Raw genomic sequence first — 18,948 nt, 5'->3', positions numbered from 1 at the left:
CGGAGGTTTAAATTATGAGTTTTCCTTATTACAATGGCAACGGGCAAAAAAGAAGTGAACCTTATGGAGGGCTGCCAAAACCGCTGAAGCTTACAGAATTTCCGGATCCGGAAAATTATTTACCCGATGAGAAACTTAAAGACGCTTGCAATGCTGCTTTACTGCTTGGGCAGCCGCTTCTAATTACAGGTGAGCCGGGTACCGGTAAGACCATGTTTGCCTATAGTCTTGCAGCGGAGCTGGGCTTTGATGAACCTCTGAAGTTTGAAACTAAATCTACAAGTGTAGCCAAAGACTTATTCTACTCTTACGATACTTTAAGAAGATTTCATGACTCCCGCTCTAACGATAAAAACGTTGAAAGCGTCAAATACATCTCGTTCAATGCGCTTGGAGAGGCTATTCTCCGAACCAGAGAAAAAGACTATGTTCAGAAATACATTCCAGATTACTCCCAAGACAAAGCGAGCAGATCTGTTGTTTTGATAGATGAGGTGGATAAAGCTTCCAGGGATTTTCCTAATGATATATTAAATGAGTTAGAACATATGTATTTTAAAATTCCTGAATTAGAAAATTGTAAAATTGAGGCAGACCATAAACACCATCCAATAGTAATAATTACAAGCAATACTGAAAAGGATCTGCCCAACGCTTTTTTACGCCGCTGTGTTTATTACAACATTCCTTTTCCAAAATCTGATGTATTATCTGATATAATCTCGCTTCGTTTGGGACATCGAGTTAACACAAAAGACGAATTCTTTAGAATTGCATTGAGTGTTTTTAATAAATTACGTGAAGATCGCAACATTCACAAAAAGCCATCCACAGCAGAGCTCTTGGGTTGGATAGTGGCACTCAGAGAAATTATAGGAAACGGGAAAAACACATCCATAACAAAAGAGATAGTATTGAAAACTATCGGTATTGTTGTTAAAACAGAAAATGATCAGAAAAGGGCGGAGGAGGTTATAAAAGCAGGTTTCGAGCGGAAAGAGTCATGGTTAATACAACAACAGGAGAAATAGTATTAGATAGGTTTAATTTTGAAGAGCTTGTCAGTTTTATAGATGAGCTAAGAAAAGAAGGGTTTAATATTGGAATATCGCAGTACCTTGCAGTTCAGGACTTGATGCTGTCACTGGCTGCAATTGGGAAAGGAATTGGCTCAGTACATAAACTTGGAAATCTTATTGGCCCCATCCTCTGCTCCAAACCATCCGAACAGGACATTTTCCTCATTCGTTTTAATGATTGGATTAAACTAAAGGGACTCACAGAAAGAAAAGGACTTGCAGAGAAAATAATAGATACGAGAAGTGAAAAAACGCAATACTTAGAAAATGAATTAAAGAAATATCCTAAGTGGAAAAAATATACAGACTTAATACGTTTAATTCTTTCAATACTTTTGGTTATCTCTGCATTTTTATTGGGTTATTACTACTATGTAACCTATAACCCAGACTTGAGTATAGCTGACAAAACTACTACAAAAAGTGTCATAGTCAACGGCAGTAATACTAAAACAGAGTATACACAGACAAATGCACAGACAGTGCAAGTGAATGTAACAGGAATACCTTTTGAAAAACAACCTGAAAAGACTACGCAACTAAAGCTATCAATTTCTATGTATATGACATCCGCACCTCTCATCCTGGCTTTTTGCCTGGCTTTATCGTGGTATTTATTTATGTACTATCGTGCGCACATATTTCTTAAGCGTTTTGCAACGGAAAAAAAACATGATACTGACCGTTTCTCAATAAAAACTTCATTAAATGATTTATTCCCTGATGTACTGCGTTTTTTTGGTATAGCCGCTAAGCTCAGACGGCGAACGGAAATATCATCCATCGAACTTAAAATCGATAAAACAGTGGATGAGACAGTGCGAAATGGCGGTTACTTCACTCCGTTTTACGACACAAGACAGGTTTTGCCGGAATATCTGGTATTAATAGATCGTGTGCATTACGGCGACCATCAGGCAAAATTTATCGAGGAATTTATTGAGCAACTTGAGCGAAATCACGTATTTGTGACAGTATATCATTTTGACCGTGACCCGCGTTTATGTTTTTCTTACGATGGTAAAAAACCACCCGCTAAAATTTCCGAGCTTGCCACTCAACACAACCAGTCACGGCTAATAGTGTTTTCAGACATTATAGATTTTTTTAATCCATTGTCAGGAGACCTTGAACCGTGGGTTGAAACACTGTTAAACTGGAAAAAAGAAAAAGCGGTCTTCACTCCAAACCCACGTGAACTTTGGGGCTACAGGGAACATGAACTGTCTGAACATATGGAGGTTTACCATGCCTCACTCGATGGGTTAAATTCTTTCATCAAAAAGATTCTCAAATTTAACTACACCTTGCCTGTAACCGGCGAGAAAAAACTTTATCCTGAGGAACTGAAATATTTCCCGCAGCGGTGGTTAGAACGCATATCTCCAGAACAGTCTCTGGTAGATGAGGTTTTGGGTTCACTACGGATTTATCTTGGTAAAGATGGTTATCTCTGGCTGTGCGCATGTGCTGTTTACCCTGAGATAAACTGGGACTTAACCGTCTATCTTGGCAACAATATAACAGACAGCGGAGAACGAAAATTAATAGAGACAGATAATCGTCTTATGGATATTGTCAAACTGCCATGGTTTCGATACAGCTATATGCCTGACTGGTTACGGAAAATATTTATTTCTGAACTTGACCGGCAACAAGAAAAAAAAATCAGGAATGCAATTACTGCTTTGCTTTTAACAGCAGTCAGTGCAGATGATGTGGATGTTTCGACTTTTGAGATAGCAAAACAAAATGTTAATAGTCTCTCATATTTGTCAAAATATTTATATCACTTAATTAAAAGAGAAGCGTCGAAGGATTCTCCTCTTCATGACTACATATTTAAAACTTTTATGACAGGAAGATTGAAAACTAATCTGGCAATACGGCTTACCAAAGCATTAGAGAGGATATTGTCAAATAATAATTCTAAAGAAGTGAAAACATTCGTATTTAGCTGGACACTGACAAATACTCTTATATTACCTTTTGTGTTTTTGGCTTACACGATAATACTAAATAGCGGTAGTGTATTAAAAAATGATTATTTTTTATTTTCAGTTATTTTCTCCATAACTGTTACAGGCAGTTTATTTGTTGGTTGTAAACAATGGAAATTTTTGTTCGGGCATATACAACTATCCAGGTATTGGATACTTACTACTGTACTAAGTGTAAATTTGCTTTTAAGCATGGGATTATTTGTTGACAAGTTGTTAGTTGATTACGATGTAATTCCTTTCAGCTTTTTTATTATAGGTTTCGTTTTGTGGAGCATCTTGTGCGCTTGTCAGTGGTTAATCCTGAAAAAAAATATTTATTTCTCAAGGTTTTGGGTATTGTCAAGCACAATAACGGTTTCTGCAGCTTCAGCAATATTTTACTTTGTTGCAAAATATTTGTTTGAAGTATTATTATTCAGCCTCGGTGAGCCTTATAGAGAGATTTTATCTTTTTTTACGGCTTCATTTATTTTCTCAATTATATACGAGACTTTTACCGGATTTACATTAGCATTGTCATTACTTAAAAAGAAGGTGTAATGTAAGCGAAGATAAAATCCCTAATTACTTCAGCAATACGTAGTGTTGAGACTTTTAGATTAATTTGTAATTTTTCATGTTAATCGAACATTATGCCTTCCGTTTCCTTTTCTATAGCTTTTTCTCAGCTCTCCTTAATAAATCCTCTGTACGTTTTGTGGAGGGATGGTTACTTCCTAATTGTGTCTCATATATACTTAAAGCTTGTTTAAGCAATGGTATAACTTTCTCATAATTGCCAAGTGCAAAATAAGCGTCTCCCAGATTGTTAAGATCTCTTGCAACATTTGGGTGGTTATCACCTAAATTCTTTCTGTCAATGGCCAAAGACAGTCCAAAGTATTCAATAGCTTTCTTATATTCGCCCATAGCCCCCCAAGCCATTCCCAGATTGTTAAGATCTCTTGCAATGTTAGGGTGGTTATCGCCAAAATTCTTTTTGTCAATGGTTAAAGCCTGTTCAAGGTAGTAAAGAGACTTCTGATACTGCCCTAGAGAAACATAAGCCTCTCCCAGATTGTTAAGACTTATTGCAACATTAGGGTAGTTATCGCCAAGTTCATTTTTATATATTGCCAAAGCCTGCTCAAAGTAGTAAATCGCCTTCTGATACTGCCCTAGAGAAACATAAGCCATTCCCAGATTGTTAAGATCTCTTGCAATGTTAGGGTGGTTATCGCCAAAATTCTTTTTGTCAATTTTTAACGCCTGCTCATAATACTCAATCGCATTTTGATACTGACCTAAAGTGTCATACATAAATCCAGCTTCATTTAAATATAAAGTATTTTGAGGGTCTAATTCTACGGCCTTTTCATAATAATCGAGGGCTTCTTGATACTTGATTTCCAAACTCTTTAACTTGGCAAGCGAAAAGGTGTCTGATGCCGCTGCTTTAACTCTTGCTTCTGCCAATTCTTTACTTTTATTTTCCGCTTCTTTTAAATTATGTTCCATAGATAGCTTTAACAGCCGCTCGGCTTCAGGTAAATCACCGCTGTCCAATTTTGCTTTTGCTTGTGTCGCTAAGGTATCTATTTCAGGAGGTTTTGCTAATTGCTTTTCAAGTTCTTTATATTTCTTTGACAACTCTTGTAATTGTGCTTCCACTTCAGCAATATTTAGATATTTGTTTTGCAGTTGATTAGAAAGGGCTTTAACAAGATATCTGGCAGTTTGTATTGGGATATTGTACTTATTTGCTAGAATTTTTATGCTATCAGTGGATGTAACTGATACATTTCCATCGCCATTGATATTAACGTTATTTTTTTGAATTGTATCTACGGGTTGATTTGTAGTTATAGATGGTGTTGCTGTTGGTGTTGGTGATATTGTTGTCGGTGTTGCTGTTGTATCAGATGTTTGTGTTTGAGCTATTGGTGTAGGAAGCACACGATATAGTTGAGCAGTTGTTAAAGGAAGTGTAAATAATCTTTGCTCATAAAAACGTATTTTTGAATAATTAAACAAAAAAATGCTTGAAAAGACACAAGCAATGACGGCTATTGAATAAATAGCAATGTTATGTATTATCTGTCTGTTGTTTTTAATCACGTTAACGCTTGGCGCCAAAACACCATAAGATCAAATGGTGGTTCTATTCATTGCTGAACTTACGTGACAAGGCACTTTAACCGCAGATTCTTATAACCTCTTTTGCGATCTTGTCAAGGGGTAGTATTTTATCTACGCCGCCATGCTTAATTGCCTCGTTAGGCATTCCAAACACAACACAGGAGGCCTCATCCTGAGCAATATTAAATGCTCCGGATTCTTTCATCTCCATCATTCCGCGTGCTCCGTCATCGCCCATACCGGTCATAATAACCCCCACTGCGTTTTTACCGGCATAACGCGAGGCTGACCGAAACAGCACATCTACCGACGGTCTGTGTCTGCTGACAAGCGGGCCGTCCTTTACTTCAACATAGTACCGTGCACCGCTTCGCTTTATCATTGTGTGCTTGTTGCCGGGAGCAATCAGTGCCCGGCCACGTATTACTGAGTCGTTATCTGCAGCCTCTTTTACGTTTATTGTGCATATACTGTCCAAACGTTTTGCAAAGGCTGCCGTAAAATGCTCCGGCATATGTTGCACTATGACTATACCAGGGCAATCCATTGGGAAATCCTCTAAAAACACTTTTAATGCCTCTGTGCCACCCGTTGAGGCTCCCACTATAACCACTTTTTCCGTAGTTTGTATCATAGCCTGAGAGGGCGCTCTTGAAATCACAGCATCCGCTGTAAGCTTTGGCGCCACTTTTTGCTCTACAGCCGATATTTTTCTCAACCGGGACGATGCTGCTGCCTTTACTGTATCACATATCTGCACACGAGAGTCCTCCAAAAACTGTTTAGTGCCCACACGAGGCTTACTAATTATATCCACAGCTCCGAACTCAAGAGCCTTTAGCGCTGTCTCAGACCCTTTGTCCGTAAGTGATGAACACATCACAACCGGTATCGGATACTGAGTCATTATTTTTTTGAGGAACGTTATCCCATCCATCCGCGGCATTTCTACGTCAAGAGTGATTACATCCGGCGGAGCCTCATGTATCTTATTTACCGCAGCATACGGATCCGATGCAGTGCCTATAACCTCAATCATTGGATCTGAGGATAGTATTGTCAAAAGTGTCTGCCTTACCACTGCAGAGTCATCCACAATTAACACTTTTATTTTCTTTGCGAAACCTAAGGCCATATAAACTCCATTATATTTAATAAGCCATCTGCGTTTGGCTTGAAGTACATCTCTTTTTAATTTTTCTTAGTAACACCTCACCGTTATCTGTGAAAAAAAACATCTTTCTGCCTAAACTCCCCCCAATATCTTTTGCACTTATCTTAAAGCCTGCCTCATTAAGCACCTTTAGAGCAGCCTCTATGTTTTGGCTTCCCACACTCTGTCTTTTCCTTGCCGGAGGGAGAATGTTGACACAGCTGCCCTTAGAATAATCAAGCACATCACCGCCGCCAAATACCTTAGTTTCAATCTGTGACTTATCAACTCCGAATTTTTTAAACCAATCAATCATGTGTACTATGGAACATTCCACGTATTTCATTTTTTCCGGGCAGTTTCCACACTCAGAGCCGCAGTGAGGCAGCAAACCATGACACATTGCTGAGAGCCCTGATTGTGGATTATACATGGTTACGGAAACACACGATCCCAGTACCGTATGCACTGCTACGTGTTCAGTCCCCATATGGAGCTCGCCCGGTTTTAAAAACACTATCGGAAGCCGTATCTCGGATATTTTCAAGAGGCAACCCTATACACAGTAGGCGCCACCTGCACAAACGGTACGTTTAATCCGGCTATTGTTTCCGAGTGCCCCATAAACAGATAACCACCAGGAACCAAATAGCGGCTGAATTTGTTCAGAAGTTTCTCCTGCGTTTGTTTATCAAAATATATAACTACATTTCTGCAAAAAATTATATCCATCTCTTCTCTGAATCCAAAATCACCCTCCATAAAATTAAGACGGCGAAACTTTATCATAGACCTTAGTTCAGGCACTATTTTTACAATTTTCTTACTCCTGTCTTTGCTCCTTAACAGATACCGCTTTTTCATCTCAATTGGGATAGGAGCCACTTTTTCCTCTTCATACACGCCGCTTTGCGCTTTTTCAAGCACTCTTGAGGAAATATCCGTTGCTATTATTACATAACCGAAAGCTCCGTTGTATTGTTTAAGTCCATAATTATCAAGTACCATAGTAAGCGTGTAGGGCTCCTCTCCGGTTGAACACCCGGCACTCCAGACCATGAGTTTACGCCTTACGCCTGCCCCGTGAGTTCTGATAAGGGTTGGTAAAGCAGTAGAGGTCAGGTACTCGAAATGGTTGGGCTCTCTGAAAAAGTCAGTTTTATTTGTTGTTACAACATCGATAAAATTTATAATTTCGGCATCACGCCCCTTAGGGCTAAACACATACTCTATGTACTGATTGAAGGTGTTAAAGCCAAGTGCTTTTAGTCTTTTCTGGAGACGGGCCTCAAGCATGGTTTTTTTAATATCAGGCATCTTTATTCCGACCTCTGAGTGAACGAAATCACCCAGCCGCCGAAATTCCTTATCCGTCAGTGTAGCTCTTTGAAACTGATTATCTTCTGCTCTTTCAGCCACAGGCATCTATTATAATCTCCTCACAAATAAAGATAACATATAACTCATAATAGCCACTCGTAAACAAACATGACGGCTTCGTATTTTTACTGCCCAACCCCCCCAAAAACTACTTATCGGAAAGCATCTCTTTTTCAGTAGGCGTTTCTTTTTCAGAAAGCCTCTTTTTTATAGACTTTCCTATCTTAGCAATAGCATCTATTAAATCGTCTTTTGTAGCCATGTTAGCGATATCGTCTTTTGTTACCATGTTAGCGACAGCATTTTTCAAGTCGTCTTTTGTAGCCATTGTAGTTTCTATTTTATCCAACCGTTCTTCAATACTGCCAAGTTTTTGTTTTATGGCTGCCAATTCGCTTTCTATACGAATTTTAAATGCTTCCATATCTCTTACATGCAACAGTAACAGAGTAGCTAACTCACTATGCGGCTGAGTTGCATCTGCCCCGGATGATGCGGCAAGCGCCTCCTTTAACGTCTCAAGCACCACTTGACGGATATACGTTTTTACCTCAGGGCTTTCCAGCTCAACTGTAACCACAATCCAACCTCCAACCTTCTTTACTTCAGTAAGGTTTACCTCTCATTATATCATAATATATTAAAATGTTGTAAATTTATTTTTAGCAATTGTACAGTAGTTCAGGTTTTTTCTGACAAAAAACAAATTAGTTATGTTGACAAGATATTTGCTCTTGTGTTTAAATACGTGATGTTGAAAAAGGCAATACTTCCGGCAGCGGGCTTAGGCACAAGGTTTTTGCCTGTTACGAAAGCCTCGCCCAAAGAGATGCTCCCTATAGTAGATAAGCCGCTGATACAATATTCTGTTGAGGAATGTGTCAGGTGTAATATAGATGAGTTTATAATTATTACCGGTAGAAATAAGCGGGCTATTGAAGACCACTTTGACTATAACTGCGAACTTGAGGAAAATCTCAGGATAAAAGGCAAGGATGCAAACATACCGGAGTTGAATCTTCATACGGAACTGAATTTTGCTTTTATAAGACAGAGCAAGCCTCTTGGTTTAGGAGATGCAATAAACTGTGCCAGGGCTTTTGTTAAAGATGAGCCTTTTGCCGTGCTTTTAGGTGATGATATTATAGACCCTGAGGATACGCTTCTTGCCGATATGATAGCTATATATAACCAGTATAAATCGCCGGTGATAGCCCTGCAGGAGGTGCCGATTGATGAGGTCTCTATGTATGGTGTTATATCAGGGGAACTTGTTTCCGGACAGTTATACAAGATCAATGGCCTTGTAGAAAAGCCAAAAGTGGATGAGGCGCCGTCGAGGCTTGCCGTTATTGGGCGCTATATATTGACGCCGGATATTTTTGCCGAACTTGACATTATCCCTCCAGGACGCGGAGGTGAGTATCAGTTAACAGATGCTCTCAACCTCTTACTTAAAAAGCGCACCATTTATGGCTATCTTTTTAAAGGACAGCGGTACGATGCCGGAGATAAATTCGGTTTTCTAAAAGCTACAATAAGTCTTTCTCTAAAGCGCCCTGAATTTGCTGACAAACTAAAAAGTTACATAAAAGAATTAGCTTCAGGTTTCTAATTTTTATCTGTCTGTAATAGCTGTGCTCAGTAACTCCCAATGCAACAACGGATAACTTATGGATAACCAGTCATTAATGAAAAAGGCTCTCATGGAACTTAAAGATATGAGAGGCCGTTTAGAAAATATAGAGTACCAGCAGCGTGAGCCGATAGCTATTATAGGTGTAGGGTGCCGGCTGCCTGGCGGTGTTATCAACCCCGATACCTACTGGAAAATGCTTGAAAGTGGAACTGACGCCATAACTACTGTCCCAGCTAACCGATGGAATATTGATGATTATTATTCCTCCGACCCAGATGCTCCGGGCAAGATGTATTGCCGCTACGGCGGTTTTTTGGATTCCGTTGATACATTTGATGCACACCTTTTTGGCATTTCCCCAAAGGAGACGGTCAACATTGACCCCCAGCACCGTGTTCTTTTAGAGGTTACATGGGAGGCTATTGAAAATGCCTCAATTGCTGCGGATGCTCTATATGGCAGTAACACTGGTGTTTTTGTTGGTATAAGCGGATTTGAGTATGGGGCGCTTCAGTTTACCGATTTGGATGCCCGTTTGATAAATGCCTATAGCGGCGTAGGCGCCGGTCTTTGTGCAGCAGCAGGCCGTCTGTCCTATACTTTTGGTCTGACAGGGCCCTGTATGTCCATTGATACTGCCTGTTCATCATCCCTGGTTGCCATGCATCTTGCCGTACAAAGCCTCAGACGCAGGGAATGCAATATGAGCATTGCTGCAGGCGTAAACCTTATTCTCATACCTGCGCCTAATATTATTTTTTCTAGAGCGCGGATGCTCTCCTCCGATGGCCGTTGTAAAACTTTTGATGCGGCAGCGGATGGTTATGTGCGTGGAGAGGGTTGTGGTGTTATAGTGCTCAAGCGTTTTTCCGATGCGCTTTCTGACGGGGATAATGTGCTTGCTATAATAAGAGGCAGCGCTGTTAATCAGGACGGGCCAAGCGGGGGACTCACTGTGCCTAGCGGGCCTGCCCAGGAGCGTGTGATACGCAGTGCTCTTGCTGATGGCAGAGTGGAGCCGGGAGAGATCAGCTATATAGAAGCACATGGCACAGGCACTGCTTTAGGTGATCCTATAGAGGTCAGAGCTCTTGGCGCAGTATTTAGTACAGTAAAGAGTAAGGCCTCCCCACTTATAATAGGCACGGTAAAGACAAACCTCGGACATCTGGAGGCTGCTGCAGGTGTGGCAGGACTGATAAAAGTGGTGCTTTCAATGCAGCACGGGACAATTCCCCCGCATCTGCACTTTAAAACTCCAAATCCGCACATTGACTGGGCGGCAATACCTATTGAGGTAGCCTCAGGACGCTCATGGAACGGTAAAAAGATTGCCGGAGTAAGTTCTTTTGGTTTTAGCGGAACAAATGCCCATGTTGTGTTAGAGGAGGCGCCTATACATAAGAGAGTTGAGTCCGAGCTTAATCGTCCTGTTCACATACTGACACTTTCAGCTAAGACTGATGAATCCCTTTCTGAGCTCTCTGACCGATATAAAGAGTTGTTAGCTTCACAACCCGACATTTTAGTTTCTGACATCTGTTACACATCAAACATTGGACGGAATCATTTTAATAAGCGCAGATTTGCTATAGGACAAACCTCTGAGGAGATTTTTAAAGGGTTGTCTGAGGCACAAGAAATACTGTTACCAGAGCGGCATCCTAAGATTGCATTTCTTTTTACCGGACAGGGCGGACTTTCACAAAACATGGGACGCAGCCTTTACGAAAGCAGTCCTGTCTTCAGAGATACCCTCACAGAATGCGGCAAGATACTGCAAAAACACATGGATGTGCCTCTTTTGGAATTGATGTATGGCGGCATATCGGCTAAGGTTCTCAATGAAACCCGATATGCTCAGCCTGTGTTATTTTCTCTTGAGTATAGTTTGTACAAGTTATGGCAATCCTGGGGAATTGAGCCGGGAGCTCTTTTAGGCCACAGTATAGGTGAATACACTGCTGCATGTATTTCCGGAGTGTTTTCGCTTGAGGATGCTCTAATGCTTGTATCTGAGCGCGGACGCTTGATGTGGGAGGCTTTAGGAGAGGGCACAATGGCAGCAGTGTTTGCAAGTGAAACATTGGTGCAAGAAGAATTATTTTCTGATGATGTTTCCATAGCAGCGGTTAACGGGCATGACAGCGTTGTGATTTCAGGGGTGCGGGATACTGTAATGGAAACGTGCAAACGTCTCTCAGAGCGTGGGATAAAGAGCAAAGAACTTTTAGTATCACACGGATTCCATTCGCGGCTGATGGAGCCTGTGTTGGAAAGCTTTGCTCTTACTGCTAATAAAGTTGTCTATCACAGAGGCAAAATACCGGTTGTATCAAACGTTAGCGGAGATTATTACTGCGGCGGGGAGTCAACCAGCTACTGGGTAAAGCACCTTAGAGGGACAGTGAGGTTTTTAGCAGGTATTGAGACACTGTATAGAGACGGTTACAGGGTGTTTGTGGAACTGGGCCCGGGAGCAGTGCTTCTTGGCATGGGCAAAAGGTGTGTTGATGACAAAGCAAATGCATGGCTCCCATCTCTGTTGTCAGCGACCACCGGCGTTAAGAGGACAGATCAAAATGACTGGAGACAGATACTAAAAACCCTTGGCGGACTCTACGTCTGCGGCATGGACATTAACTGGAGAGAGTTTAACGCTCCATATGGCTATAAAAAAGTTGCAGTGCTGCCAAACTATCCATTTGTACGCAAACGATATTGGATTGATATTAAACCAAGAGCATTTATGCCGGATGCTTCACATTCGCTTTTAGGCGTAAGGCGTCCTTTAGCAACAGGGGAGGTAGTTTTTGAAAACGAGTTTTCTTATGAATCCCCTGATTTTATAAAACAACACCGCATTTACGGCTATGCAGTTGTACCTGCCGCAGTATTTATCGAGATGGCTCTTACTGCTGCTAAATTTTTACTGAAAACTGAGACAATAGCCATAAAAGACTTTAATATTTTACAGCCCTTAATAATTTCGGAAACTGACGACAAGATAAAAATTCAAACTCTTATTATGCCTGAAAAAAACGGAGAGTTTGCCTTTAAAATATTCAGTGCTTTAGAAAACACTGATGGCAACCTTCAGTGGGTTTTACACGTAAACGGGACAGTTTACAATAGTAGTTTTGATATAACTGAATCGCTGGAGTCCGTGAAAAAACGTTGCATTAAAGAACACGATGTAGCAAATATATACAAGCAGTTTTCATCACAAGGACTGGAGTATGGAACTGATTTTCGGGCAATTCAAAAGTTGTGGAGTAAAGATGAGGAAGCTCTTGGCTTGATAATTCTTTCTGATACTGCGGCAATGGATTCATCCAAATACAATATACATCCTATAGCGATAGATGCCGTACTGCAGACAGCCTCTGCATTAATAGATATGAAAGAAACATTCCTTCCTGTGGGCTTTGGCGCATTACATGCAACCCTCCAAAGTGTTACGAAACTGTGGAGCCATGCCAAAATAACATTAAAAACTGACAATGAAATAAAACTCAACTTTACTGTATATACAGAGGATGGAACACCTTTAATGTTTATAGAAGGACTTACGGCTAAAAAGGCAGACCGCACTAAACTTCTCTCTAAGACCAGGCACAATGATTTTCTTTATGATATTAACTGGGAAAGGAAAGATGCAAATCAGGTTGCAGAATTATCAATACACAGTGGTTTATGGGCGATATTTACTAACAAAGACGGTGTTGGAGGGCAGCTTTCATCTTATTTTAAGGAAAACGGTTTAGAAAGTGTTTATGTTAGACCTGGGAACGCATACAGTGAACTTCCCGATAATAAAGGCTATGAGATAAACCCTCAGTCTGCGGGTGATTTTGAAAAATTGTTTGCCTCCATAAGCAGACTTAATGGTGTTGTTTATTTATGGAGCGCCGGAGTTTCTGGCTCTGAGTTCGGCGTTAACCATCTCGGAGTTATTGGGCTACTTCATACAGTGCAGACGCTTGTGAAACATGAAAACGTAAAACTTATGATAATAACCCGCGGGGTATGGCCTGTTGGGAATGATGAGGGGATAAATGTAATCCCATACCAATCGCCGGTGTGGGGATTTGGCCGGGTTCTGTTTCTTGAGCATCCGGAGCTTGCCGCACAACTGATTGATTTACCCGCAACAATCGAACAGAACGAAAGTTTGTTTATTTATAATGAGTTGTTTAATGAAGACAAAGAACAGCAGGTGGCAATGAGAAATGATGGCAGGTATGTCTGCCGTCTTAAGAGACGCAATGCGAAAGAATTCAGTGCTGAGGCACTACAGAATGCCGAAAAAACAGCGTTAAGACTCACTGAGTACGGTAGTTTGGATGCACTGGAGTTGAAACCGGCAACTCGGGAAAATCCCTCTGAAAACGAGGTGGAGATAGAGGTAAAGGCAGCAGGGCTTAATTTCCGTGATGTGCTGAACGCTCTTGGAATGCTCAGGGAATACAGCGGTAATAAGGCTCCACAGGATGTGGTATTTGGCTTTGAGTGCTCAGGGGTTGTCAGCCGTATTGGCACAGGTGTAAAAGACAAAAAGCCCGGTGATTCGGTTATAGCGGCTCCGGTTAACGGGACATTTTCAACCTATACGACAGTAAACAGTGATTTCGTGTCACTGATGCCTGAAAACCTGAGTTACACCGAGGCTGCCACAGTGCCGCTAACCTATCTGACCGCATGGTATGGTCTCATAGTGTGTGGCGGGCTTAAGGCTGGCGAGAAGATACTGATTCATGCAGCGGCAGGGGGTGTGGGGCTTGCTGCAGTAAACATTGCAAAGATGGCTGGAGCGGATATTTATGCAACTGCAAGCCGCGGCAAGTGGGATTTTTTAAGGGCTCAGGGTGTTAGTCAAATAATGGATTCACGGAGCCTTGATTTTTCGGATGAGTTGATGGCTCTAACTCAAGGGCGCGGCGTAAACATGGTATTAAACAGCCTTAACGGCGAATACATTCCCAAAAGTCTGAGTGTGCTTTCCAAAGGGGGGCGTTTCATTGAAATTGGTAAAATCGGCATATGGACGATTGATGAGGTAAAACGTTACCGGCCTGATGTCTCATATCATAGCTTTGATATGGGCGAGGTATCGAAGCAAACGCCTCTCATTATAAAAGAAACGTTAAAAACAGTCACATCGCATTTAAACTCAGGTGCGTTAAAGCCACTGGTTCATAAGGTGTTTCCGATAACTGACGCCTCATCAGCCTATAGATACATGGCGGCAGCCAAACACGTTGGCAAGGTAGTGCTTAAGATAGATAGTGTTTCAGCCTCGCTTATCCGTAATGACGCAACCTACGTAATAACAGGCGGACTGGGCGCACTGGGTCTTGAGTTATCACAGTGGCTTGTTGAAAAAGGGGCGCGGTATATCGTGCTGACGGGCAGGCATGAGGCAAGTGTGGAGGCGCGGGAAAAAATATCGCGGCTTGAAGCACAAGGGGTCATTGTGAGGGTGATGTCAGCCGATGTTGCTGTCACAGAGGATGTTGAGCGGCTCTTTAGAGCTATAGATACAGAGATGCCGCAGGTTCGGGGAGTGTTTCATGCCGCAGGTGTTTTAGATGACAGTGTGATAGTAAATCAGGATGCGGAGAGATTTAGAAAAGTTATGGAGCCAAAAGTAACCGGCACATGGAATCTTTATAATATTATAGAAAACAGAGAAATTGATTTCTTTGTCCTTTTTTCCTCGGCTGCATCTGTATTAGGAAGCGCCGGGCAGTCTAACTACGCCTCCGCTAATGCTTTCCTTAACTCAGCGGCACATTATTTCTCAGGTTGTGGCATCAGGACTATTGTAATTAATTGGGGCCTTTGGGCAAACACTGGGATGGCTGCAAAAAGACCTGAAAACACTGAGGCAATTGGCTTTAACAAAATAGAAGTAAAAGACGGACTATCAATTTTAGAAAAACTTCTCTATGACAAGCACACAAACACGTGTGTCATAGATATAAATTGGCATACGTACTTAACACGGCTTCCTCAAGGGATAAACTCAGGATTTTTAGAATATTTCTACCGGGAAATATCCGATGGTGCTTCACCAGAGATTTTAAATACTGGAGATGTGCCAGAATCGGACATCCTTAAAAATCTTAGAGCCGCATCCGCCGAAAGCAGGGGAGAACTTATTGTTTCCTATATAAAGGGCGCAGTTAACCGGATACTTGGCTATGATAGAGACGCTAATATTTTGATAGAAGAGCCACTAATGGATCAGGGTTTTGATTCTCTAATGACTGTGGAGTTTCGTAATCTCATTTCAAAAGAGCTTAACATTGCGCTCCCTGTGGGGTTTCTCTTTAGTTACCCCACGATAAGGGCTATATCTGATAATTTGAAAAATGAGTTTTTTGCAAATGATGAATCTGCAAAGAGTAATGAAACGACAGGCATATCAGGTAAAAAGTCAGACAACCTTGATTACATAGATGACTTAAACGATGACGACCTTGAAAGGTTAATAAAAGATGAGCTGGGTTAAAACGTAGTAATGTAATAACTTAAAATGCTTTTTTAATTGAGTTCTCTTATGAAAATCTATTATCTGCTTTAAACAACAGACATTACCGGGTAATCTTGTGCCAGCTCATTCTGGATAATAATTTTCGGATTTAGGTTTTTGGGTGGTATTGGTAAGCCAGTTTCTCGCAGCAAATCAATATGTTCTTTCATTGCATATTTTGCTTTATACAAACAATCTTCAACTGAATGCCCAATCCCTGTAAATCCTTCTAACTCATGGGAGTAAAATCCAAAATAGTCCGGCTCTTTTGTTGCCTCAATTATTAAGGAATACTCTAATTCTATCATGATATCCCTCCGGTCTTTAAACCTGCTGATTTTAATATAGCATTGCACGTCCCTTTAGGGACTTCTTTTGAACCATGATAGTCTATTCTAAGCAATTTAGGCCAACTTGATTTACTATAATACCTTATAGAACCTTTTTCTTTTACAATCCTAAATCCATCGGCCTCAAGTAATCTTACTAATTCGCTAAACTTCATGTTTCTACTTTATTATAGCATTGAATCATTATCGATAAAAAGAGGTATTAAAGCAAGGGGAAACATATTTCAGCGGAAAAATAATATACTGCTCACACGTTTAACTCCTGTAAAAGGTTTTTTATTAACTGAGTTAATTGCAAAGGCAATTTATGATATAATAATTGAAATGCTTTAAGGAGTTTTCTTTGCAAAAACAACATAATTTAGCATTTCAGGATGCTTTGGAAATTGTCGAATCATTGTCTGAATCTCAGCAAGAAGAACTTATTGTTATCATTCGCAGCAGGCTGTTAGAGCATAGGCGTGACCAATTAGCAGAAAGTATCAAAGAAGCAAAAGAAGATTATTTAAATGGAGAAGTAAAAAAAGGTTCTGTTGATGACTTAATGAAAGACCTTTATAAATGAGAGAGCTTATTTGGGGTAAAACATTTATAAAGGCCCTGAAACGTCACCTCAAGAGAAATCCTGATTCAATCAAAGATATTGAAAGAGTTTTAGACTTACTTATAAATGACCCATTCAAACCAAACTTGTCAACTCATAAACTCAAAGGGAAGTTAACAGGTTCATGGGCATGTTGTGTGGGTTACGACCTACGTATAATATTTGATTTTGTGGAGAGTAATAAGAACGAAAAAGATATCTTGCTAATAGAAATAGGATCTCACGAGGAAGTCTATTAATACAGGTAAACATTTCCCATATTCTGCGGACAGAGTACTTTGCCCTAAAGAAAAAGCATCTGTCCACAGTTGAGCTTTTTTAGTACGAATTCGGTGGATATGCCGAGTTTATTGTATCCATACACATATAACCTACAAGGTTTCTCCTTGGAGTTGTGGTGCCTTGAAAACATGCCATAGTGAGTGTCTGACAGGTAAGTGGTACTGTCGTGTAGCCACTGTCAACATCTATGTAAGTTCCATTTCTTAATTGAGCGCTTTTAGCAAATGTATAAATAGGAGCTAAATTCCCAAAATTTTTACGGGCATTATCATTATATTCTCTGAAACCTGCTGTAACATAGTCGGTGTACCATACACCTGATGTTGAGGCTTTGGTATTGGCGCCTGCGAAAGTTATCATTGCAGAATATGCGTTGGAACCAGAAGATACGTATGGCGAAATATCTGCGGATCCTGAACCACCTGTTACTGACGTTCCGGACATGGTAAGCATAACCGACTGCTTTGAATATACAACAGTAGAAAGCGCTACCGGTGTCCAGTTAAGTGTATAACCGGTTGGATTTGTAAGAACGGTTACACTTACAGTAGCATTGTCGGTTGACATGTTGGTAGCAACACAGTAAACCACATTATTTGTATGAGTATGCAAAAAAGGCATAAAGTATGTAACGTTATCGGAAGCGGAGACATATCTGTGCCCCTCGTTAACCGTAACTGCTGCAACAATAAGAACCAACGCTGTAATGTATATAAATTTTCTCTTAATCATAGTTATATTCTCCTTTTCTCTAATAACTGAGAGGTTTTATAAAAGTATTGATAGTATCCATACACGTATAACCTACAAGGTTACGTTTAGGTGATGTGGTACCTTGATAACAAGCCAAGCCGACAGATAAACAACTTGCGGCAACGGTTGGTTTCCCGTTTTTTGACATGGTTGTCGTTGTTTGCGGCCCGAATACAATATATGGTAAAGGTGAGCATAGAAAAGCATTAGCAACGTTGAATAATTGATTGCCGTCTTCATTATTTATGATTGGAGTAATTTGCGAATACCTTGCTGTTGTAGTAACTCCTGTGTATGAACCGAAGAATGTCAGGTGGATACCATACATGTCAGAGGAATTCGTACCTACATTTTGAGAAAGGTCAGCCACGGCTGAACCCAGAGTTGCTGTAGAGCCCGTAAATGTAATCATTTGGGTTTGTTTGGCATATATAATAACACCGCCGAGCATTGCTACGTCTTGAGCAGGTTTAGTGGATCCAGAGGTGCCCATTACGGATACACCCACTGACACATTGTCTGTAGAAGCATTGGATGCAAAACAATAAACTACGTTGTTTGTACTAACTCCCAGAAACGGCAGGGTGTAAGTAACATTGTCATAAGCTTTTACGGAATGCCCCGACATTAAGAGAAATAATGTCAAAGCAAGAGCTGACATAAGCACAAATAACCTTCCCTTATTCATATTCACTCCTGTTAAAGCGTATCATTATACCCTCTGAACGAGGGTATGAACATATTCTTTTTGTAAAAAGCGATTTAGTTTAACACACACACACACACACACATTGCAATGATTAAAATCACCCAAACGATTGATTCAGCCGACAAAGATATTTATAAGGATGGTGTAGAGAAGGGATGACTTAAAGGGATTTTTGGGAAAGAGTGTGTAAACACCTCTAAAATCTGAATCCCAGAGAGTGTTCAAAAAACTGTGTCATGAAGTCTAATTAGAGAGCATTTTTTGGAAAGTATATTTTCAGAAACTGCCTAACTGAATTATATTATCAGTTATAACAAAAAGGAGGCATGACACAATGAGT

The 18,948-nt window shown here is 40.6% G+C and carries 15 protein-coding genes; 6 read left to right on the top strand and 9 right to left on the bottom strand.

Features of this window, described 5'->3' with window-relative positions; genetic code table 11:
• Positions 1-14 precede the first annotated feature (14 nt).
• Positions 15-1,031 (top strand): MoxR family ATPase, encoded by a 1,017-nt coding sequence (locus HQK88_00075; GenBank protein MBF0615193.1) that lies wholly within the window; start codon positions 15-17, stop codon positions 1,029-1,031.
• A complete protein-coding gene (locus HQK88_00070) occupies positions 1,004-3,622 on the top strand; it encodes a hypothetical protein (protein ID MBF0615192.1) in 2,619 nt (872 codons plus the stop codon). The genes HQK88_00075 and HQK88_00070 overlap by 28 nt, the downstream gene beginning before the upstream one ends.
• Positions 3,623-3,733: 111 nt before the next feature.
• On the opposite strand, the gene HQK88_00065 is transcribed toward HQK88_00070, so the two are convergent.
• From HQK88_00065 to HQK88_00045, 5 genes are all read right to left on the bottom strand, one after another.
• The gene (locus tag HQK88_00065) at positions 3,734-5,179 is read right to left on the bottom strand and encodes a tetratricopeptide repeat protein (GenBank protein ID MBF0615191.1); all 1,446 of its coding nucleotides are present in this window, start codon (positions 5,177-5,179) and stop codon (positions 3,734-3,736) included.
• 76 nt (positions 5,180-5,255) lie between these two features.
• Positions 5,256-6,335, bottom strand: a complete 1,080-nt coding sequence (locus HQK88_00060) for a chemotaxis response regulator protein-glutamate methylesterase (GenBank protein MBF0615190.1) — start codon at positions 6,333-6,335, stop codon at positions 5,256-5,258.
• Between the two features lie 16 nt (positions 6,336-6,351).
• A complete protein-coding gene (locus HQK88_00055) occupies positions 6,352-6,900 on the bottom strand; it encodes a chemotaxis protein CheD (protein MBF0615189.1) in 549 nt (182 codons plus the stop codon).
• On the bottom strand, positions 6,897-7,778 hold the full coding sequence (locus HQK88_00050; GenBank protein ID MBF0615188.1) for a protein-glutamate O-methyltransferase: 882 nt from the start codon (positions 7,776-7,778) through the stop codon (positions 6,897-6,899). The genes HQK88_00055 and HQK88_00050 overlap by 4 nt, the downstream gene beginning before the upstream one ends.
• A 103-nt stretch (positions 7,779-7,881) precedes the next feature.
• On the bottom strand, positions 7,882-8,313 hold the full coding sequence (locus HQK88_00045; protein ID MBF0615187.1) for a hypothetical protein: 432 nt from the start codon (positions 8,311-8,313) through the stop codon (positions 7,882-7,884).
• A gap of 171 nt (positions 8,314-8,484) precedes the next feature.
• Here HQK88_00045 and galU point away from each other — a divergent pair, with 171 nt between their 5' ends.
• Both galU and HQK88_00035 read left to right on the top strand, forming a co-directional pair.
• Positions 8,485-9,348, top strand: coding sequence for a UTP--glucose-1-phosphate uridylyltransferase GalU (gene galU / locus HQK88_00040; protein ID MBF0615186.1), 864 nt, complete (start codon positions 8,485-8,487; stop codon positions 9,346-9,348).
• A gap of 58 nt (positions 9,349-9,406) precedes the next feature.
• The gene (locus HQK88_00035) at positions 9,407-15,889 is read left to right on the top strand and encodes a type I polyketide synthase (protein MBF0615185.1); all 6,483 of its coding nucleotides are present in this window, start codon (positions 9,407-9,409) and stop codon (positions 15,887-15,889) included.
• Between the two features lie 68 nt (positions 15,890-15,957).
• On the opposite strand, the gene HQK88_00030 is transcribed toward HQK88_00035, so the two are convergent.
• Both HQK88_00030 and HQK88_00025 read right to left on the bottom strand, forming a co-directional pair.
• Positions 15,958-16,218 carry a type II toxin-antitoxin system HicB family antitoxin gene (locus HQK88_00030; protein ID MBF0615184.1) on the bottom strand — a complete coding sequence of 87 codons (261 nt, stop codon included), beginning with the start codon at positions 16,216-16,218 and terminating at the stop codon, positions 15,958-15,960.
• Entirely contained in the window at positions 16,215-16,415 is a 201-nt protein-coding gene (locus HQK88_00025) for a type II toxin-antitoxin system HicA family toxin (GenBank protein MBF0615183.1), read from the bottom strand. The genes HQK88_00030 and HQK88_00025 overlap by 4 nt, the downstream gene beginning before the upstream one ends.
• Positions 16,416-16,603: 188 nt before the next feature.
• Between HQK88_00025 and HQK88_00020 the strand changes: the two genes are divergently transcribed.
• Positions 16,604-16,825, top strand: coding sequence for a hypothetical protein (locus HQK88_00020; protein ID MBF0615182.1), 222 nt, complete (start codon positions 16,604-16,606; stop codon positions 16,823-16,825).
• Positions 16,822-17,103, top strand: coding sequence for a type II toxin-antitoxin system mRNA interferase toxin, RelE/StbE family (locus HQK88_00015; GenBank protein ID MBF0615181.1), 282 nt, complete (start codon positions 16,822-16,824; stop codon positions 17,101-17,103). Before HQK88_00020 ends, HQK88_00015 begins: the two co-directional genes overlap by 4 nt.
• A gap of 79 nt (positions 17,104-17,182) precedes the next feature.
• Here HQK88_00015 and HQK88_00010 read toward each other — a convergent pair whose 3' ends face one another.
• Together HQK88_00010 and HQK88_00005 are read right to left on the bottom strand one after the other, a co-directional pair.
• Positions 17,183-17,878, bottom strand: coding sequence for a hypothetical protein (locus HQK88_00010; GenBank protein ID MBF0615180.1), 696 nt, complete (start codon positions 17,876-17,878; stop codon positions 17,183-17,185).
• A gap of 19 nt (positions 17,879-17,897) precedes the next feature.
• Positions 17,898-18,587 (bottom strand): hypothetical protein, encoded by a 690-nt coding sequence (locus tag HQK88_00005; protein ID MBF0615179.1) that lies wholly within the window; start codon positions 18,585-18,587, stop codon positions 17,898-17,900.
• Positions 18,588-18,948: the final 361 nt, after the last annotated feature.

The organism is Nitrospirota bacterium (genome assembly GCA_015233895.1).
Lineage (GTDB): Bacteria > Nitrospirota > Thermodesulfovibrionia > Thermodesulfovibrionales > Magnetobacteriaceae > Magnetomonas.
This window is presented reverse-complemented; position numbering and strand designations above follow the sequence as displayed.